17 protein-coding genes are annotated in these 20,221 nt (G+C 60.2%); 11 read left to right on the top strand and 6 right to left on the bottom strand.

From position 1 onward, the window contains the following. Positions 1 to 64 precede the first annotated feature (64 nt). Both ACYQ6J_RS07290 and ACYQ6J_RS07285 read left to right on the top strand, forming a co-directional pair. Complete coding sequence (locus ACYQ6J_RS07290; RefSeq protein ID WP_460183522.1) at positions 65 to 2,323, top strand: hypothetical protein; 2,259 nt, start codon at positions 65 to 67, stop codon at positions 2,321 to 2,323. 56 nt (positions 2,324 to 2,379) lie between these two features. Beyond that, positions 2,380 to 3,660, top strand: a complete 1,281-nt coding sequence (locus ACYQ6J_RS07285) for a tetratricopeptide repeat protein (RefSeq protein ID WP_460183521.1) — start codon at positions 2,380 to 2,382, stop codon at positions 3,658 to 3,660. Positions 3,661 to 3,665: 5 nt separating this feature from the next. Here ACYQ6J_RS07285 and ACYQ6J_RS07280 read toward each other — a convergent pair whose 3' ends face one another. The 3 genes from ACYQ6J_RS07280 to ACYQ6J_RS07270 all read right to left on the bottom strand — a co-directional run bounded on the left by ACYQ6J_RS07280 (position 3,666) and on the right by ACYQ6J_RS07270 (position 7,015). Beyond that, entirely contained in the window at positions 3,666 to 4,496 is an 831-nt protein-coding gene (locus ACYQ6J_RS07280) for an SDH family Clp fold serine proteinase (protein ID WP_460185532.1), read from the bottom strand. Between the two features lie 74 nt (positions 4,497 to 4,570). Beyond that, positions 4,571 to 5,314 carry a rhomboid family intramembrane serine protease gene (locus tag ACYQ6J_RS07275; RefSeq protein ID WP_460183520.1) on the bottom strand — a complete coding sequence of 248 codons (744 nt, stop codon included), beginning with the start codon at positions 5,312 to 5,314 and terminating at the stop codon, positions 4,571 to 4,573. Positions 5,315 to 5,560: 246 nt separating this feature from the next. Then, positions 5,561 to 7,015, bottom strand: coding sequence for a hypothetical protein (locus ACYQ6J_RS07270; RefSeq protein ID WP_460183519.1), 1,455 nt, complete (start codon positions 7,013 to 7,015; stop codon positions 5,561 to 5,563). Positions 7,016 to 7,383: 368 nt separating this feature from the next. Between ACYQ6J_RS07270 and ACYQ6J_RS07265 the strand changes: the two genes are divergently transcribed. The 5 genes from ACYQ6J_RS07265 to ACYQ6J_RS07245 all read left to right on the top strand — a co-directional run bounded on the left by ACYQ6J_RS07265 (position 7,384) and on the right by ACYQ6J_RS07245 (position 12,955). Then, complete coding sequence (locus ACYQ6J_RS07265) at positions 7,384 to 8,247, top strand: HDOD domain-containing protein (RefSeq protein ID WP_460183518.1); 864 nt, start codon at positions 7,384 to 7,386, stop codon at positions 8,245 to 8,247. A gap of 123 nt (positions 8,248 to 8,370) precedes the next feature. Next, a complete protein-coding gene (locus ACYQ6J_RS07260) occupies positions 8,371 to 9,819 on the top strand; it encodes a two-component system sensor histidine kinase NtrB (protein WP_460183517.1) in 1,449 nt (482 codons plus the stop codon). 50 nt (positions 9,820 to 9,869) lie between these two features. After that, positions 9,870 to 11,144, top strand: a complete 1,275-nt coding sequence (locus ACYQ6J_RS07255; RefSeq protein ID WP_460183516.1) for an HDOD domain-containing protein — start codon at positions 9,870 to 9,872, stop codon at positions 11,142 to 11,144. 12 nt (positions 11,145 to 11,156) lie between these two features. Next, positions 11,157 to 12,323, top strand: coding sequence for an HD domain-containing phosphohydrolase (locus ACYQ6J_RS07250; RefSeq protein ID WP_460183515.1), 1,167 nt, complete (start codon positions 11,157 to 11,159; stop codon positions 12,321 to 12,323). A gap of 248 nt (positions 12,324 to 12,571) precedes the next feature. Next, complete coding sequence (locus ACYQ6J_RS07245; RefSeq protein WP_460183514.1) at positions 12,572 to 12,955, top strand: cupin domain-containing protein; 384 nt, start codon at positions 12,572 to 12,574, stop codon at positions 12,953 to 12,955. Between the two features lie 136 nt (positions 12,956 to 13,091). Here ACYQ6J_RS07245 and ACYQ6J_RS07240 read toward each other — a convergent pair whose 3' ends face one another. After that, a complete protein-coding gene (locus ACYQ6J_RS07240; RefSeq protein ID WP_460183513.1) occupies positions 13,092 to 14,144 on the bottom strand; it encodes a DUF1559 domain-containing protein in 1,053 nt (350 codons plus the stop codon). Positions 14,145 to 14,633: 489 nt separating this feature from the next. Between ACYQ6J_RS07240 and speB the strand changes: the two genes are divergently transcribed. From speB to ACYQ6J_RS07225, 3 genes are all read left to right on the top strand, one after another. Continuing rightward, complete coding sequence (speB, locus tag ACYQ6J_RS07235) at positions 14,634 to 15,545, top strand: agmatinase (protein WP_460183512.1); 912 nt, start codon at positions 14,634 to 14,636, stop codon at positions 15,543 to 15,545. Between the two features lie 194 nt (positions 15,546 to 15,739). Further along, positions 15,740 to 17,179 (top strand): LysM peptidoglycan-binding domain-containing protein, encoded by a 1,440-nt coding sequence (locus ACYQ6J_RS07230; RefSeq protein WP_460183511.1) that lies wholly within the window; start codon positions 15,740 to 15,742, stop codon positions 17,177 to 17,179. 80 nt (positions 17,180 to 17,259) lie between these two features. After that, positions 17,260 to 17,742 (top strand): putative molybdenum carrier protein, encoded by a 483-nt coding sequence (locus ACYQ6J_RS07225; protein WP_460183510.1) that lies wholly within the window; start codon positions 17,260 to 17,262, stop codon positions 17,740 to 17,742. A 70-nt stretch (positions 17,743 to 17,812) separates the two neighbouring features. Here the strand turns inward: ACYQ6J_RS07225 and ACYQ6J_RS07220 are convergent, their stop codons facing one another. After that, complete coding sequence (locus tag ACYQ6J_RS07220; protein WP_460183509.1) at positions 17,813 to 18,697, bottom strand: DUF1571 domain-containing protein; 885 nt, start codon at positions 18,695 to 18,697, stop codon at positions 17,813 to 17,815. Between the two features lie 372 nt (positions 18,698 to 19,069). On the opposite strand from ACYQ6J_RS07220, the gene ACYQ6J_RS07215 reads away from it, so the two are divergent. Next, positions 19,070 to 19,729: an MBL fold metallo-hydrolase gene (locus ACYQ6J_RS07215; RefSeq protein ID WP_460183508.1), complete on the top strand. Its 660-nt coding sequence runs from the start codon at positions 19,070 to 19,072 to the stop codon at positions 19,727 to 19,729. Positions 19,730 to 19,913: 184 nt separating this feature from the next. Here ACYQ6J_RS07215 and ACYQ6J_RS07210 read toward each other — a convergent pair whose 3' ends face one another. Then, the gene (locus tag ACYQ6J_RS07210) at positions 19,914 to 20,162 is read right to left on the bottom strand and encodes a dodecin family protein (RefSeq protein WP_460183507.1); all 249 of its coding nucleotides are present in this window, start codon (positions 20,160 to 20,162) and stop codon (positions 19,914 to 19,916) included. Positions 20,163 to 20,221 lie beyond the last annotated feature (59 nt).

Here is a 20,221-nt window from a genome sequence, read left to right as displayed (position 1 = left end):
GCCCGATGGCCCGTATCACCATGACAATCCCATACCCGTTCTCCGCGGAGATGAGACTCCCCACGTGACGCCGCAATTGACGCTCAACCCCATTGCCGACAGTTATCTCGTCGCGATCGGCGTCGCGGTTGCGCTGCTATTGTTGTGGTATCGCCTTCCCTTGGCCGCCTCACTGGCGAGCAAAAAGCTCCGCATCCTGACGGCGATTCGCTGCGCCATGCTGCTGGTGTTGCTGTTCGTCCTTCTGCGACCAACACTCGTCTACGTCACGACGACCAAGCAAGCGGCGACCGTGATCATGCTGTTCGATCGTTCTCGAAGCATGTCCGTCCCCGATGAACTGAACGGCCTTTCACGCTACGACGCGATGCTCCGCGCCGTGTCCCAGGCCGCTCCGCGATTGAACCAATTGGCCGAAGAAGTCGAAATCCGAGCCTATGCGTTCGACGCCGAAACGTCGCCCATGACACTTCGCGACGGAGTCCCCGACTTGCCGTCCTCACCGGAGGGACCTCAAACCGCGATCGGCGCGGCACTGGAGGACGTGCTGCGAATCGAAGCGGGCAAGCGTGTGATGGCGACTCTGCTTTTCAGCGACGGCGCGCAGCGGGCGCTTTATCCGCGGGATGCGCTGCCGCAACCGGCGGCCATGCGAATGAAGAGCCTGGACCAACGCCTCTTCGCGTTTCGCTTCGGCAAAGCTCGCGGCGCCGCGGAAGCCCGCGACCTGGCGCTCGAAGACCTCTCGTGCCCCGACCGCGTTTTCGTGAAGAACGAGTTGACGATCACCGTCCGCATGCGTGCCGCCGGTTATGCGGGCCAAACCGTCGCCGCGCAACTTTTGTACGAGACCGAACCCGGCAAAATGGAGGTCGTGGATTCACAAGAGGTGCAAATCACCGGTCCCGATGAGAGAATCCCCGTTCGCTTTCGTTACACACCCGAAACGCCCGGAGAACGCAAGATCGCGGTGACCGTCGCCCCGCAACCGGGAGAAACCAGCGTCCTAAACAACGAACAAAGCACCGTCGTGAACGTCATGGAAGGCGGCATCCGCGTTCTCTACCTGGAGGGATCGCTCCGCGTTGAACAACGATTTTTGCGGCGTTCCTTGGATTCTTCCCCCGACATTCAGACGGACTTTTTGCGTCCGACCGCTCCGCCCGACGGCGGCGATCCCAGCGGTTTGGCGGAGCGATTCCGTCCGGGCCGATATGACGTTTACATCATCGGCGACATCGATTCCACCTTTTTCCGCTCGGAATGGTTGACGGAATTGGCGGAGACGGTATCTCGAGGATCGGGCTTGCTGATGCTGGGCGGATTTCAGAGCTTTGGTGCCGGAGGATACGCCGAAACGCCTCTGGCCGAGGTCTTGCCCGTCCGATTGAATCGTCTGGAACGTCAAGATCCGGGCGCACCGTTGCGAGCCGATTTGCACCTTCCCGGTCCTTTGCAGTTCGTTCCAACGGATATCGGCCTGCAACACTTCGCCTTGACGCTCGCCGCCTCACCGGAGGAATCGCGACGGCTTTGGGGGACTCTGCCGCCGCTGGACGGCGCGAATCGGATCTCAGGCATCAAGCCGGGCGCCTTGGTCTTGGCCGAAGATTCACAGAAAAACCCGCTCCTGGTGGTCCAGTTTTACGGCAACGGACGAACCGCTGCCTTCGCCGCCGACTCCACCTGGCGCTGGTGGATGCACGGCGAAGAGAATATTCACAAGCGGTTTTGGCGACAACTCGTGCTCTGGTTGGCCGGTAAAGACGAGTCGCGTCGTCCCAATGTCTGGATTCGGCCGGTTCAACGGCGGATTTTGCTGGGGGAAAGCTTCGAATTCGAGGCCGGGGCCAACGACGAGGCCGGCGAACCGATCCCCAATGCCGTACTGGAAGCCACGATTCGTTTGCCCGACGGTCGCACGGAAAACGTGGCCTTCACCGACGGAGAAGGTCGCGCGTCGGCGAGATTCCGTCGAACCGACCAGGCCGGTGACTATCTGCTCACGGTACGCGCCACGGTCGCAGGTCGGGAGTTGGGTACGCGAGAAACGCGGTTCCTGGTCGTCACGCGCGACTTGGAGATGGATCAGCCCGCCGCCGATCCTACCTTGTTGGCCTCCTTGGCATCGACGACGGGAGGGGAATTACTGCCCCCGGAACAACTTCCGGAATTGCTGGATCGTCTGCTGGCACAAACGAAGGAATTGGAAGTCCCCATCGTGACGCGACGAACTCTTTGGGACACCTGGCCCATTCTGGTCATCTTCACCTTGCTGGCGACTTCGGAGTGGTATCTTCGCAAACGCTGGGGACTGGTTTAGTCCGTGTTTAGTCCGTGCTCAAGGAAGGCCGGTGAGACTCAACGGCAGGACGTAGTATGAACCGGCGAATCTCGAATGATATCCCCGACGATGCCACCGCCCGCCAATCGTACCAGGCATCCCGTCTGATCTCGGGGTCTCGTGTCGCGATTATCGGTCGTTTGGCGGCCCTAACTCACGCGTCCGCCGCGGACTTGCTCAAGCGGAAAGGGTTCGTCGTCGTGGAACCGAACGATCCTTCCGTGGAAGTCCTTGTGCTCGGCGAATGGGACTTTTCCTGGACGGATTCGCCCGACCTGCGGCAACACCTTGCAAATGCCCCGGCTTCCAAGCTCCGAAAAGTGCCGATCGTCACCGAAACGGAGCTTTGGCAGGCGTTGGGCATGCTCGACGCCGGCGACGACATTCGCCGTTGGTTCACTCCGGCGATGTTGGCCGACCTGATCGGCGTGCCGACCTCGTGCGTGAGGCGATGGTATCGCCAGGGCTTGCTTCGGGCCGCGCGTGTCGTCCATCGGCTACCCTACTTCGATTTCTCGGAGGCCGCCGCCGCCCGACGCCTGGCTCTGCTTCGCCAAGAAGGCTTCTCTCTCGACGCGATCACGCAGCGCGTTCGCAAACTGCTGCCGTTCCTACCCTCGCTGGAACGGAATCTTAGCCGCATGACCCTAGTGGCCGACGGGCGACGCATCTTGCTGCGCCGCGACAATGATTTGATCGATCCGGCGGGTCAGCTCCATTTCGATTTCGAGACCCAGGCGGAAGACGATTTTCAAGCGTCGCCGGACGCATCCGACGCCTTGCAGTTCGCCGCTCCGTCTCACAATGCCGACCTGGAATCGCCCCCGGCTGATGCGGAGACCCTGGCGGCACTGGCGGAGGCATGCGATGACGAGGGACGCCTTGCGGAGGCCGTGGAGCACTATCGCGCCGCCATTGCCGCCGGCGGATTGACCGCTGAGTTATCCTTTCAGTTGGGAGACACGCTCTATCGCTTGGGTGATTTGGCTGGAGCCAGGGAACGGTTTTGGACGGCGATCGAATTGGACGACGGCTTTGTCGAGGCGCGGCTCAACTTGGGGGCAGTCTTGACGGAATCCGGAGATTTCGATCTGGCGGAGGCCGCCTTCCGCGGCGTGCTCACGCTGGTGCCCGACTATCCCGACGCCCATTACCTGCTTGCCAAGCTGTTGCGTGAGATGGGCAGGCTCGACGAGGCCGAACACCACCGGCGAGAATTCGTGCGACTCGCACCGCACAGTCCTTGGGCGAACGAGACGGGCTGGAATGATTCACCCGCCGATACCGAAGCCCCGCCGCCCGAGTACCCGGATTGATTCCGTCACGTCGCCACTCGCCCCTTTGGCGACGGGTGTTGTCGATACGGTGTGGGAATGTATTCGACGCTTCCGCTCGGTCGATTCTGCGGATAGAGTTGAAGCAACTGCACGACCTCGTCCGGCATGTCCGTCCGAACCGGCAGGCCGATCTCGACCGCCTTGTCCGCAGTCAACGGATAATCGTGCGTCCACGTCCCCTCCGACAACAAACGCGCGACACGCTCGGCGCTATCCGGCGCCATTTTGTCCGAGAGAAGCTCTTGTACGGCCAGACGCACCTGATCGACGGCCTTTTCCGCGACATCGGCCCAAATCAGCGTCTCGTCGTCCATGTCGGCGGGTTGCTTGCGGCTTAATACGCGAAGGATGGAGGCCGCCGGACGGTTCCCGAGTTGGGGATCCACAGGCCCCAGCACCGCATGCGGGCACATGACGATTTCGTCCGCGGCCAAAGCGATCAACGTTCCCCCGGACATGGCATAATGCGGCACAAAGACCGTCACCTTTCCCGGTCGACGATGAATGGCTCGCGCAATCTGAAGCGAGGCCAGTACGAGACCGCCCGGCGTGTGCAGCACCAAATCGACAGGAACGTCGGGATCCGTCAAATGAATCGCCCGAATAATTTCCTCTGAATCGTTGATGTCAATATACCGGACCAACGGAAATCCAAGCAAACTCATGGTCTCCTGACGGTGGATCAGGACGATCACGCGAGAATTCCGTTTCTTTTCTATCCTGGCGATCATCCGCTGCCGCGCGGCTTCGAGTAGCTTGCGGCTCAGAACCGGTTGCAGTGCCGAGATCATCAAGAATATCCAGAAAAAATCCATCACATTCACGGTCGTTCACTCCGTCGCAAGCTTTCCAATATCAACCGAACGGAAACATGGTCGTCTCAAGCCGCCTAGCGTTCGTGCAGCCAGGGCAGTTCCCACAGGACCTCATCCTTGGCGCATTTTCGACACGCCTTCGCCGGCTGCGAAAAGAATCCGCAAAGGATCACGCCCGCCGCGAATCCGCCGACGTGCGCCCACCACGCGATGCCGCCCACGTTGGGATCCACGGTCAGAATACTGAGTGTCCCGTTATAAAATTGAATCAGCGCCCACAGTCCAATGAACAAGAACGCGGGAAGGGCCACAAAGAGCGGATAAAGGAAGATCGGAATCAACGTGACAACTTGTGCCCGCGGAAATAGGACAAAGTACGCGCCCATCACCCCCGCCACCGCACCGGAGGCCCCCACCGTCGGTATCGTGGACATCGGGTTCGTCCATACATGCACAACGGCGGCGGCAATTCCGCACAGTAAGTAAAACACGAGGAATCCCACCGGCCCCATGCGATCTTCGACATTATCGCCGAAAATATACAGTATCCACATATTCCCGATGATGTGGAGCCACCCGCCGTGCAAGAACATACTGGTAAGGAACGGCCAGTAGTCATCCGCGGCAAACCCCGCGATTTGGGCCCAAGCCGGGTGCGTGTACCGAGCGGGGACCAGGCCTAACCAATAGAACAATTGGTCGCGAATGCCGGCGGGCAATTGAATCTCCAGAAAAAACACCAAAGCATTGACCAGAATAATGCCGTACAATGCGATAGGCGTATTGCGACTGGGAACACTATCCATCACGGGAATCATAATTCGGCCTCGCACACCCGCTTGGCTTTAGAAAGTATCGGCGGGCACTAAAACGTCTATTCGTTATTCGCCAAGTATCGCAGCCATCGGCCGCGGCGGCGCATTTGCCATTCCATCGTATCCGATGGAGATGCGCACGCCGTCGCCGCGCATCTAGCCAACACTATCCTTCGACGGTCGCTCCGACGCCCCTCCCGCCTCACTATTCGGCGAATGTGAGTCACCGGAAGGTTCTGCGTCGATAGCCTAACCCGACGAAGGCGTTTCGCCGATTCGGCGCCGCAGTTCGGAAAGGGCCTCCCGATCGCGGCGATTTGCGATCCATACCCATAACCATACGATCAGTATCACAAACAAAAGACCGGTGATAAATACCGCAGTCAAACCGGCGGTGTTGCGACTGTCGGATTCCGCCAGGGGCAGAGCCTCGCGGCCAATCAGCAACGGCGCCAATTGCCACGCGGTCTGGGATCCCGTGTCGGATGCCGGGCGCTCCGGGCGATAGCCCCAAGTCTTGTAGAAGAAAGCCGCCACGGCCAAATCGGTCGCGTAGCGCGGCCCTTCACCCAGCGGTACGCCGGGCGGCAGTTCTCGGACGCAGCACACCAGGGGATTGTTCTGCGAATCCTGCGTGAACAAGTAGATGGAATAGTAATGCGTAATGCCGAAACGCCGCCGTATGTCGGCGTCTTGAACCTCGATCCTCTCGATCCGCCTCGCCGTCCCATACAGCAAGACAAGTCGACCAATCTGAGATGCCGGTTCGTTGAACAATTTCACGACGGGAAATGTCGGAGTGCCCATCTTATCCAAGTCCCGGTGGGCTATTTCGTAAAGCTCTCCCGGTTTTGCTCGGCCCGCCGCCGCCAACATCTGATAAAACGCCTCGCGGTCTTTTCCGGTGAGGAAAAAACGCTCCAGGCCGGGCGCCGCCTCGGCGTCATCCTCGGCCCGGGTCTTTCCTCTGACCGGGATATCGTCCAGCAATGCGCAATCCAAGCCCAATCGTCCCAGAAGGTTGTCGGGAAACCAGGCGGGGCGATCCGCAACCAGAACAGGCCCGGGCGAATCAACCGAATCTCCCGACCACTTCATAAAGATGCCGCTCGCTCGAACCCGATCTCCCACTACAGCGCGAGACGACCAAGCATCGGGGACGCGGCGGGCATATACCGAAAAGATGTCGCCCCGCTCGCCCGTCACCGTGCAAATGTGGTAGCGATGGATGCCCGACCGCGCAGCGAGTTCCGGACTTACATCCACCGATTGCACGTCGCGAAGTCGGCCTTCCACGGCAAAAAGCCTGCCGCGTAATGCCTCCGGTCGCTCCCAGTAGGCCCGCCAGTCGGGAGGCGGTTCACTCCAATCCGAAATCTCCGCCGGTTGGAGCGCCGAAACGCGGTCCAGCAAACGCACGAGCACTTCTTCGTCTTCCCGGCAGACCGGCCGACCATCCTTCGCTTGGGCCAAACTGCTTTCGCCTATTCCAAACGCCGACAAAAAGTCCCGCATGCCGGCGATAGGGGGGCTTTCCGAGGTCGCCGCTTGCCCCGGCGATACCGGCGGTGCGCCGGCGTTTTCGAGATCGGCCCCACCCGCTGCATTTGCGAGGAGACTCCACAAGGCGACTATCACCGGCGCGACGATCATCGCGCCGCATCGCGCCGCAGTTGCCACTTCTCGATTTCGGTGTGCGAACATGTCTTTTTCCCGTTCCAGCGCGGTCGGCATGAGTGGTTGCGGTCCGTGTCTTCACTGGATTCAGCTTAACACAAGGCGTCGCTTGCGGAAACGCTCGAAACGCTACTCCTACGAGGCGTCTGTAGACGTCGCAAAGTCGTGATAAACCGCACGACATGCGCCTTCTAAACCATCGTCACATCCGGCAATCGCCGCGTTAATCGGCCAATCGCTGTGTTACGCGTCTGAGGGCCGATGTTCCCGTCGTTTACCCTCGTTGCAAAGTATAGTTTCTTGGGCGTCTGATAGGATCAGGCAAGACTCTCCGACTTCAATGGGCCGAATCGTACTCGGTCCCCTGCTCCGGGAAACGAAGGAGGCAGAGACTCATGGCACCGGCAACCGCGGCCGAAAGCTCTCTCGATACGTTTGTGCGTCGCGTCCAAGACATTTCAACGATTCCGGCGATCGCACTCAAAGTGCTGGAAGTGGCGAATGACCCAAACTCCGGCGCCGCCGATCTCAAGGACGTCATGGAGACGGACGCCTCGCTGAGCGCCAGGGTCTTGCGCTGTGTCAACTCGTCGGCATACGCGGTGCGGACCAAGATCACGAATTTGCAGCAAGCCATCGCGTATCTCGGCTTGAAGCAAATTCGCAATCTTGCCTTGACCGCCAGCGTATCCGAGATGTTCCGCACGGAGGTCGGGATCGACCCCTATCGCCGAACCGGCCTATGGCAGCACTTGGTCGCGGTTGGGGTGTGTGCTCGATTGATCGCCAAGCGACGGCGATTCGCGAATTTCGAAGATGCCTTTCTGGCCGGTTTGTTGCATGACGTCGGCATCATCCTACTCGACCAATACCATCACCAGCGGTTCCGCTCGCTGATTGGACTGTTGGAGCAAGGCCGACCGCTCTGCGAATTGGAACGAAACGTGTTCGGGTTCGATCACTGTCAATTGGGCGAGGAAATCGCGCGCAAGTGGAGCTTTCCCGAAAACGTCCGCGCCGCCATCGCCCATCATCATAACGGCGTCACCTATCGCGGCGAGGAGGTGGATATCATTCGGTGCGTGGCCGTCGCCAATTTGATTTGCTCGCTTCGCGGGATTAGCTCGGTCGGCCGCAATCTGGTTCAAGTACCGCTTTGGGCCATCCAGGGATTGGATTTGACGAAGAATGACATTCTCGTTCTCGCACAGGATCTCGATGGAGAGATCAAAGATAACCGCGCTCTGTTTGAACTGTGATTTCATCGATTGGTTCGTACGACGTCTCGCCGCATCGTCGGCATCCGATTTTACCTGAGCACTTCGCCGAGTATGCGTCGGACCGGCCGGTGCCGAGTTCTTCGCGTCAGAGGAGGGACGATCATGGCAGAGGAATCGGAATGGGCTGCGGTACTGAATTCCTGCGCGACCGCATCCGCAAGTCCGCCGCTCTTTGATGAACCTGATACCCATGCGTCGGGTTCTTCGGAGTCCCTGACCGAGGCCCGCGTCCGGCAATTGCAAAACGAACTCGCCGCCCTGAAGGCATCCCACGCCGAGGCCGTGGCAACCGCAATCGCCGAGCGTGAGGCCCGATTGGCGGAGCGCGAAGAACACCTTCGCCAAATCCACGCACTTTTGCGTCAAGCGGCCGACGCGATCCTGACTCTCGACAACGACGCCGTCATATGCTCAGCCAACGACGCCGCGGAAAGAATGTTCGGTCTCCCGGAACAAGCCTTGGCGGGAAAGTCCCTGGATGAGGTCATTGATCACCCGTCGGTGGATTCTTGCTCCGACATTTTGAAACTCCTGAATCGCGCGGCGTCGACCCAAACGGCGGTCGAAATCGTCGTTCGATGTGCCGATGGGCGCATGCTGCCGGCCGAAATGGCGCTAAGCCGTGTGCTGGTGGACGACGAGTCGCTCTACTTCGCCAGCTTTCGCGATGTTTCAGAACGCAAGATGCTTGAGGCGAAAGTCCGCCAAGCCCAAAAGATGGAATCCATCGGCCAACTCGCCGCCGGAATTGCCCACGAAATCAATACGCCGGTGCAGTACATCGGTGACAATACAAGCTTCGTTCTGGATGCTTTTCGCGACATGGAGGGCATCGTAAAAACCTGTTTGGAATTGCAACATCAGGCGGACAACGTCTCGGTTCGAGAGGAGATTCTCACCAAGCTGCTGGAGCGGATTCGCGCAGCGGACCTGGAATACCTTTCTGAGGAAGTTCCTAATGCCTTGCGGGAGACCCTGGACGGGGTGAAACGCGTGGCAAACATCGTGCTTGCCATGAAGGAATTCGCGCACCCGGGCGGCGGAACCAAACAGGCGGTCGATCTCAATCGCGCCGTTCAAAACGCCGTAACGGTCGCGCGCAATGAATGGAAATACGTCGCCGACGTGGAATTGGAATTGGACCCGTCCGCCCCCAAGGTGACGTGCTTTCCCGACGACATGAATCAGGTCATCCTCAACTTGATCGTGAACGCCGCTCACGCCATTGCCGAAAAGGTCGGACCGGATTCGAAGAACAAAGGCACAATCACCGTTTCCACTCGGTTGCGCGGCGATTGGTTCGAGTTGCGAGTCGCCGACACGGGTACAGGCATCCCCGAAGCCATCCGTTGTCGAATCTTCGATCCGTTCTTTACGACCAAGCCCGTGGGAAAAGGGACGGGCCAGGGTCTCGCCATCGTTCACGCCGTTGTTGTGGGAAAACACGGAGGGACGATCCTGGTGGAAAGCGAAGTCGGCAAGGGCAGCGAATTCATCGTGCGCATCCCCTGCCGAGGCACGGTGGGAGAGAACGCCGCGGACGAGCCTTAATCCTGCCAAAGCGGCGGGCACTCAAGGCCGCCGGCAAGGAGACGCGAGTCGTGAAGCGAATCTACTTCGTGGATGACGAACCGAGAGTTGTGGACGGGCTACGGCGCATGTTGCGTTCGCAACGCGACGAATGGGAGATGTCGTTCTTCCATTCGGGTCAGGCCGCACTCGAAGCCATGGCCGAGCGTGAGCCCGACATCGTCGTATCCGATATGCGGATGCCGGGAATGAACGGGGCCGAGTTGCTGGACGAGGTGCGACGCCGCCATCCGGGAACCGTACGGTTGATACTATCCGGGCAATGTGACCGCTCAGCGGTACTGGATGCAGCAGGCCCGGCTCACCAATTCCTCTCCAAGCCCTGTAGCGCCGAGGTCCTGCGGAACACCATCAGCCGAATATTCGACGTGCAGGATCAACTCGCAAACGCCGAGGTGCGCACGGCGGTCTCACGACTGGAGGCCCTCCCCGTCGCCGCCAACCGCCTGCGGATCATTTCGGACGTTTTGTCTCAACCCGAAATCTCCGAGGCGGAGTTGATCCGCCTGGTCACCGACGACTCTACGTTGTTCACGAAGTGCCTTCAATTGGTCGGTTCCGGATTCCTCGGTACGCAGCACGCGGTGAGCGATCCGGCCGAAATCGTGCCTGCGTTGGGAGCCGACACTTTCCGCAGCCTGGTATTCGAGAAACGCATCTTCCCCGCGCTGCCCGAAGAACCCATCCTTGAAACCGCAGCCGATCTGTTTCAAAAGATGTCGCGGGCAACGGCGGAAACGGCGAGACGAATCGCGGCGGAGGAAACCGACGACGAACGAACCGTGCGATTGGCCGAAATGGGTGGACGTCTGGCTCGCATCGGGGTGGCCGTGCTGGCCGTAATCGATCCCGCCAAGTACGTCCAAATATGGCGATTGAGCGTCCGCCAAAAGATTTCCAGAATAGAACTGGAAATACAATTCTTCGGCGTTCATCGAGCCGATGTAGGCGCTTATCTGCTCGGCCTATGGGGGTTGTCTCCCCAACTGGTGGAGATTGTTCGCAACGCATCCTGCCCGCGTCGCGCACCCGATCGCACGTTTTCCGCTCTGACGGCGGTTCACGCGGCTTGCGTCTTGGTTGACCAAGCGATGTCGGAGATGCTCCATCCGAATCACCCCTTGGATGCGCTCTACCTGCAAGACGTCGGGGTCATCTCAAGAATTGATCGCTGGCAACAAATCGCAGGTGCCGTCGTCGAAGAGTTCGAACTCGCGCCCCGCCTGCTCCGCTACACCGGAGAGATATTCTCGCCGACCGCGACGCACATTCCCGCGGTACTATGAGGGACCGACATCATGAGTCGCCGTGTATTATGCGTGGATGATGATCCGAATATTCTGCGGGCGTACTCACGTACGCTGCGGCACAAATTCGAATTGGACACCGCCCCCAGCGGTGAAGAGGCCGTTCGAATAGTGACCGAGCGGGGACCGTACGCCGTGGTTGTGTCGGACATGCGCATGCCGGGAATGGACGGCGTGGAACTCCTCCGCAGAGTCCGGCAACTGGCCCCCGACACGATTCGCATGATGTTGACCGGCAACGCGGACCAGCAGACCGCCATCGACGCGGTGAACGAGGGCCATATCTTTCGCTTCATCACCAAACCCTGCCCTCCCGACCTTTTCGCGAAGATGATCGAGGCGGGCTTGGAACAGTATCGACTCGTCACCGCCGAGCGTGAACTGCTTTCCAAGACCTTGGCCGGCGCCATCAAAGTTTTGGCGGACATTCTAGCCTTGGCCGCCCCGGAAGCATTCGGGCGAGCAACCAGAGCCAGGGAGTTGGTCCGAAAGCTGTGCCAGGACCTCGGTGTGTCGCCGAGTTGGCCGATTGAGGTGGCCGCCATGCTGGCGCCCATCGGTCTTTTGGCCGTCCCGCAAGAAATCCTTCAGAAAGCCCTGCAAGGCCGACCGCTGAAGGAATCCGAGAAAGACGTATTGGATTCCCATCCGCGTGTCGCCCGCGAACTTGTATCCAAGATTCCCCGATTAGAGTCGGTGGCGGAGATCGTCGCCTACCAAGGGAAACTCTTCAACGGACAAGGCTATCCGCCGGACTGGACTTCCGGCGAGGACATTCCCTTGGGGAGTCGCATCCTTAAACTGGCCTTCGACTGGGACGACTTGACACAAGCCGGCTTGAGTCCCGACTTCGCCCTTGCCGAGATCGCCGATCGCCGCGGTTGGTACGATCCCCAGGTGGTCGCCGCTCTCCGCCGCATCCTCGATCTTGAAGCAGGGTATGTCGTTCGCGAAGTGCGCATCGCCGATCTGGTCGATGACTGGATCCTCGCGGACAACATCTACTCCGTGAACGGAACTTTGCTTTGCAGCAAGGGGCAGCCGGTAACTCCGCCAATTCGCTTGCGCCTACGCAATTACGCGGTCAATGTCGGCATCAGTCGTCCCATTCGCGTGTTCGTACCCGTTTCCGAAGTCCCGCAAGGCGCGGAGGCGTGAATACGCCGCCGTTTTTTCGAATCCCGCCGGGCCGCCGCCTCTCGTCGTCGCCCAAACGGATGAAAACCGGTAAGAGAAGAATGGGCCAACATTCGGCACTGTTCCGGGGGATTTCCGCGCCCGCAGTCTCACCTTTTCGCGTCTTCCGGATAGAATGAAAAGAACTGCTTGACGGAATTCTGGTCGGCGGAGCGTCACGGACGCGTGGGAAGTCTCTTGGTTCTTTGGGTGCGAAGAAGGACGGAAGTATGAAGGTTGTCGCGGCGGAAGCCATCGAATCGCAAAAGGTCGTCATGGAGGGAGCGACAGGGTGCAGGATGCGCGTCCTGATCGGACCGGACGACGGCGCCCCGAACTTCACCATGCGCCAATTCGAAGTCGAACCGGGCGGCCACACGCCGCTACACGCTCATCCGTACGAACACGAAGTTTACATCCTTGAAGGCGAGGGCTTCGTGATGCGCGACGGCGAACCGCAGCCCCTGCGACCCGGCACGGTGGTGTACGTGCCGGCCAATGCGATTCACCAATTCCGCGCCGGCGAACGATCCGCTCTCAGGTTTCTATGCCTGATTCCGAACGCCATGCGAGGCGGCGCCGTCAGTTGCGTCGCGGCTTGCTCGTGCGACTGAGGTGAGCTATTCGCTCACGCGTGTTCTGTGATCCCGGCGATCATCGTCCGCCCGAATCCACCGTCGATCCTTCCGCCTCGCACGACCATGGGTACTCCCATACCCGACCAGTTTGGAAGTCTCGGAGGTCGACGCCTCACGGTTGCCCGACTTCGCCGCCGTCTCGCGAGCCTAAGGCCCGCCACGCTGCAAGGGCGATATTTTCGGCGAAGAAGCGACAAGAGCCATCCACCAACACGGCATTGACGCCGCCCGGGTGATGGCTCCGAGCGGTAACGATCGCGTACGTCGGATTGCCGGCGGCGCCGTTCCTGCCCTCTTGCCACGAGTTGTAATCGCAATCGTACTCCACACCGGCCCAAGAGCAGGGCACGCGACTGTTCGGAACCAAGCACGTCGTAAAGCCTGTGTGATGAACGCGTCCGTCGGGCCATTCGGTGTGGCCTGTGTTCTTGAACTCGGCGGCGGACGCGGTCACCGCAGCGGCTTCCTCCGCCGTATTCGGCGCCGTCGTGACGGTCGGTCCACCGTTGCGGCGATAAGGTTGCCACGCTCGGACGTCCGCGGCAAGCAAAGTATTGCTTGTCCCGTCCGTAACGGAACTGAACGTGAGCGCTGAGTTGGGATACGATATTCCGTTTCCGCCGCGGCCCGTACCGGGATCAAAAACGAAATAGGTCCCCAAATTGAAGCCGTAATTGGTGGGATACAGTCGGGGTTTGCCGCCGCCGGGATCGCGAATCTCGTCGCTTTTAGGATCGCTGGGGCATGCAAACACGCGAATGCGGACCGCATCGATCACGAGTTGCGAGTCCCATGCCGCCGAAAGGTCCACGCGGTCCGCCACCGCCTGCTGTTCCAAGTACGGAAGCAGACGCCCGTGCACGCCCCACGACACATTGTTACCCGTCGTTTGAGATGCCGTCTCCACGATGGCGCTGCTCGGGAAGCATCGCCAAGCGTCTGCATAGTTTTGCGTGGCGAGACCGAGTTGCTTGAGGTGATTCAAGCACTCGGCACGACGCGCGGCCTCCCGTGCGGCCTGCACGGCGGGCAAGAGCAGCGCGATCAAAATACCGATGATCGCGATGACCACCAAAAGCTCCACGAGGGTAAACGCCCGCCTGAATGCCAAACCGCCGCTGCAACGACATGAGCCGCATCGAGGCACGTTTACAATCTCCGTCATGTCCAAGATCATCGCGGAAACGAACGTTCCCAGAACTACCTAAAACCGTAAGCAAACCATATGCCGCAAAAACAAACCGGCCGTCAGTTATCACGAAATAGGCCGTTTCGAGGCTGATTTCCGGACCACTCCCAAGATTGTTGCGCTCTTTCAACACGCTTCATCGCGTGTTGCCTGCCGCCCGATGCGTCGCGTCAGTAACCAGGACTGTCAATCCATGCGACAAGGCGAAGATGCATCACGAAAATCAAAAGAGCCTCGCGCCTGCCGTCCAAGGGCGGCATACGGTCGACTCGCAAGTAGATAGAGCGGCACCGCCCGGTGGAGGCGGTGAACACGATTCTCCACCCGGTGCAAGAATTGAAGTTCCCCATTTATCATGAACGTGTCTTCTTGTGCGACGAGCCACTCTTTGAAGCCTGGATTGGCGTGGGCATTGCCTCGGTATCCCCCGGCGACTCAACGACTGCGACAAGTAAAGGAAGGTTTATGATTCCCAGCAAATTCACCGGCGTACCCCGGAATTATCTCGGTTTGCCCGTCGAGTTCAGTTCGCCCGACACATCCCGAGTGTGGGTGCTGCCCATACCGTACGAGGCGACCACGACTTACGGAGCGGGCACGCGATTCGGCCCCGACGCCATCTTGTCCGCCTCGTTGCAAGTCGAACTTTACGACCGGCGACGCAAACTCGAACCGGCGGGCAAACTGGGCTTCGCCACGCTTCCCAGTCTCGCGGTTTCCTCCCAGTCTCCCGAAGAGATGATGAACTGGGTATCGGAGACGATCGACGAGGTCTTCACAGGCAAGCCACAACCTGATTTACTCGTCGTGCTAGGGGGAGAGCACTCCCTGTCCGCGGGGATCGCCCGCGCACTGTCGCGCCTATGGACCGACAAACCCTGGGTTGCCGTACAAATCGACGCCCACGCCGATTTGCGAGACGAATACGAAGAGTGTCGCTTCAACCACGCGTGCGCGGGTAGACGCATCGTCGAGTACGCCCCGCTCTTCCAAATCGGCATCCGCAATCTGTCGCAAAGCGAGGCCGAATACTTGGCGAGCGATCCTCCCGTCATCACGGTGTTCGCGGAGGACGTGCCTCGCGGCGAATACCTCACGGAGTTGGCGCGCTTCGTGGAAGATAAACACGTCTACTGGACGATCGACCTCGATGGCTTCGACCCGTCGATCATGCCTTCGGTCGGCACACCGGAACCCGGCGGACTGCTTTGGCACGACTTCTTGGCGATTCTCAACACGATCGCGCAGCACGCCGCCGCCGTGCCGGTGATGGATGTCGTCGAGTTGGCGCCAATCCCGGGACTGCACGCTCCCGACTTCCTGGCGGCCAAACTCGTCTACCAAGCTGCGACGACCATCCTTTTAGGCCCGGCCTAAACTAACAGGTCCGACGCGGCGCCGTCTTGCTGCCGTCACATTTCCTCTTGAGTCCGACAAGCCGATTGGGTACAAGGACCATAGGAGATGGTCTAGGCTCGAGCGAGCATCAGGGTGATTCGATCCCTCGGCGCGTTTCAAGAGCCTGACCCTTTGACCGATCCGATCCACTCGATCCGCAAGGACGCGGAACCATGTCCAAACACCATTCTCCGTCCTCCGGCGATAACGCTCCCGCCGAAAATGCGACGAACAACGGGGGAGTTCCCGAATCCCCCGAACCGGAACAAGATTTGGAGGGTGCCGGTCGGTTTCAGCGAATGCGGACCGAAATCAAGATCGGCTTGGGAACCCTCGGGCTTCTGTTGGTCATCCTGGTCGGTGTCTTGATCTACCGAATCTGGCAAATGAAGGCCGGCGACGGAAGCCTGCCCTCGGAAGCCCCGGCAACGGCGGTGGCAAAAAATCAAAGCGAAACGACGGAGACTGGGGACTCTTCCCCCGCCCCGACTTCTTCTACCGACCCCAAGCCATCCCAGCCCGAGTCGTCCAACGCGTCCGGGACGGCAGCGGAACCGGCCAATTCCGTCTGGAATATCGATTACTCCAATCCCACCACTACCCCCTCGGTCGCGCCCGGCGCTCCGGCCTGGCCCTCCGAAACGTCTCCCAAGGCGACAACGGCGAACGCCGGTTCGTCATGGGCCGAAGTGGACATCGGGCAGACCATGCTGCCGGAACCGCCCGACGCCTCGGCTACCGACCAGACTGCATCTCACGGCGGCGGACATCTCACGACGACCGCCCCCGCAGAGGGTCTCGACTCCCCATCGCATTTCGACACCGCAGCAGGCACTCCAATCCCGGAAAATGAAGCAGGCTCGAACTTGCCGACCGATGCATCGAACGCAGTCCCGGGCGACATTCCGTTCGGACCGTGGAATGCAGTCGGCACTCCGGCGGCGGAGATCGCCACGGCGCCGCCGTCAGCGGTATCCGCGCCCTCCGCCGCAGGCTCCATCCCTCCCGCTGACACAGTCGGCACCACACCGGACTTCTTTGCCGGCGGAGCGCCAATCACGCAAAACGACACTTCCTTGGCGAATGACGGCCCGACCGCCGCCCCGACGATTTCCGACGGCTCATCCCCCAATCCGACCGTAACTCCAAACAATCCGGACAATCGTGAATACCTCGCCTCCACCCGCGAAAACGGAAAGGCGACGCCCCCGCCGTCGTTCGAGCAAAGCGGCGTCGGGGCGACACCCTTCGCTGCCGCGAGCGACCAGCGCGTTTCCAACGGCGCCGCCGGGTTGGCGCCGGTGGAGCCCGCCCCACCAATCGGAAACCCCGGTTGGGGCCGCGGCGAGGCTCCTCAGGTGCCGCCGTTGGCCGCGGGCAACGCAACCGGCACCGCCGGGTTGAGCGGAAGGACCTACACCGTGCAGGAGGGCGAGACCCTCTTCGACATCGCGCGGCGACAGTTGGGACGAGCCTCGCGCTGGGTGGAGATTTACGAATTGAATCGGGGTCGGCTTGGAAAGCAGATGGAGGGATTTCGCCCCGGCATTACCTTGATCTTGCCCCAAGCCGAATCTGCCGCGACCGCTCCCTCGCCGCAAGTGTTCCGCTAAGGCCGAGGTTACGACGTCGGCTCACCTGAAACAACGACGCGATCAGCCAACCCTCGCTTGCAACATCAGCCACGACCACCATGCCGCGAGGCACACTGAAGATCGTTTCAGGCGGGCAGACGGGAGTCGATCGCGCGGCTCTGCACGCGGCCATGGAAGTCGGCCTGCCCGTCGGCGGTTGGTGCCCCCAAGGCCGATTGGCGGAAGACGGCGTGATCCCGCCGGAACTGCCCTTGAAAGAGACGGAAAGCCGAGATTACGCGGTTCGCACTGAGAAAAACGTCCTCGACTCCGACGCAACCCTGGTCGTATCGGCGGGACCTCTTCAGGGCGGCACCGAACTGACCGTCAAGCTCGCATTGCGGCACGGCAAACCTCTGACCGTAATCGATATCAACCAACCGCCGGACGCTGCTGCGATCATCCGTTGGATACGCGATCACGACATCCGGGTGCTGAACGTGGCCGGTCCCCGCGAGAGCAACCAACCCGGCATCTACGCCGCCGCTAAGCGATATCTGCGAGACGTCTTTTCGCAATGGAAAGATGCCGGCGGGAAATAACAAGGGCGGCCCCGTGCCGCAACACCGGGCCGCCGAGTCGATTGCGTGGGGAATTCGCCGCGCGGCGTGATTACTCTTTTTCCCCAGCGTCTTTGGATCGAAAACTGTAGTTCGGGTTGCGGATATCGAAGTCCTCGTCCGTAAAGCCGTTGTTGATCTTTACGTTGAGGTAGGTGTACTCTTCGATCAACTGCGGTTTTCCGCCGGGTTCCCGCGGCCAATCGTACGATTCGTAGCGGATGGGAATGTTCAGTTCCTTGTCCACATAGATCCGCGCCAAATGGAAGCGGAAGTTACGTCGCGGTACGGGATGCACCACCTGAATGCAGGTGCACACGCGGTCGTTGATCTTGGCTCCCTCGAAGAATTTCACCTCGCATTCGCCGTACTTCGAGTCCTGTTCGCCGACCTCGATCAACCTACGAACCAAGTTGAGGACGCCGATTTCCGTGATGGGATAACGGTTCCCTTGCATGGCGATCGGCCCGGTTGGATCGAGCGAGACCGTACCGATCAACCGGTTGCGGATTCCGCCCGGATGCGCCCACATTTTTCCATCGTTCTGACCTTCGACCCAAATGACCTCCTGGCCTTTCAGCGACGCGGGTTCCAGAAAATACATATACACGCTCATCGGCTTGTGGCGAACTTTGATGAACATGTATTCGGGGTCGTTCAGCCGGTCGCCGATCCTTTCCCGCTTCACCATGACGGCCGAATAGTCGTGGATTTTTTCGATGTCTTGAATCCCGGTGTACGCCCAACGGATCGCCGGCATCAGGGGATGCTCGACGATCGAGTTATCCGCGGGAACGCGATCGGCGATGCGCAGATCGCCGGGGTTTCCGGTCGCAGCGCTCCCGGCGGCCTCCTGCGCGGAAACCGTCGTTGCGAGAGTTCCCCAAGCGAGAACCGTCAGAATTAGGGCCGATCGGCCCACACCAAGCCGGGTCATGGACTCCACTCCCATACTAATGCAATGGTTGTCTTCGAACGCCGTCGGATCAGACTAACCAGAAACGAAAAGAGACCTGACGGGCGGCTTTCCTCAGGCGATTCTTCCCGCGACACGCATCGCGATAAAGGTTGCCGCTCCGCCTTCCGTGCCTCCGAACCGCCGGGTCGGCATGATCTCCCAGGCCGTCCCTCTACAGCCATGATTCCGCCGACCCGTGTTTCGTCCTTACGTCCTTATCGCGTGGAACAGCCGAAACCATTATAATGTCCGATTCAAGCGTCGGCGATTCGCCAGGAGTCAAGTATTATATAGAACTCCAACACAACCCGAACACCCTATTTTCAACCTTCAACCAAGAGGACCCCAGGCGTGGACGGCGAACGTGTACGGATCTGGACCATCGTGTCGGAGCTTTTCGGACAGAATTCGTACGTGGCGGCGGCGCCGGACCGCGACGATTGCCTCGTCGTCGACCCCGGTTTCGATACCGCCACCCTGATCGAGCGTCTGCAATCGAATCACCTAACGCCCGCGGCGGTGCTGGTGACGCACGGCCATGCGGATCACATCGCCGGGATCGCCTCCATGAAGTCGCATTGGCCCAATTGCCCCATCATCGCGGGAAAGAATGAGGCGGACAAGCTCACGGATCCCAAGCTCAACCTGTCTCACGACTTCGGATTTCCCATCGCCAGCCCTGCCGCGGATATTTTGGTCGCCGACGGCGAGACCCTGAGCGCGGCGGGCATGGACTTACGGGTCCGAGAGATACCCGGGCACTCCTCCGGGCACGTGGTCTTCATTGTAGAGACGGGAAGCCCATGGAGAGTCTTCGTCGGGGATGTCATTTTCTCCGGCAGCGTCGGCAGGACCGACTTTCCGGACGGCAGTTTCGAATCGCTCGCGGCTGGAATTCGCGCAAAGCTATACACCCTCCCGGATGAGACGATGCTCCTACCGGGACACGGACCCGTCACGACCGTAGGCCGGGAAAAAACGAGCAACCCCTTTGTGCGAGGCAATCCATAACGCACTTCAACGGCGCGGCCGACCGCCTCGTCGTTGAACACAGCGCTCGACTACTCGCCGGCCTAGGCTAAGGTCGGCCCAATCAAACCCCCGGGGCCTTCCACCGGACGCGAACTTCCAGCACGCGCCAGCCATCCGGATTGGCGACCCGACCACACTGCCGGTCTCCGCGACGCAACCCCGGTCAGTCGAGTTTGCAGCCGATGTTGACCGTGACTTGGTATTGAGAAACCTTGCCGTCGGCGATCGCACCTCGGAGTTCGACGACCTCGAACCAGGACGCCTTCTTTTCCGTTTGCGCGACTTTGGCAACGGCCTGGGCAGCGGCATCGGCAAAAGAAACAGTCGAAGTGCCGACGACCTGGAGTTTCTTGAAAACGGGTTCCGCCATGGCTGCATCTCCTTCCATCGCAATTAGGATCGCCCATTCCAAGTCGGCAATCCGGATCACGTTTTTGAGAACGCGGGGAAAAGCGATATTGTACCCGACCT

It is taken from the genome of Thermopirellula anaerolimosa, from assembly GCF_054657335.1.
The sequence above is the reverse complement of the archived record's forward strand: the minus strand, read 5'-3'. Positions and strand labels throughout refer to the sequence as shown.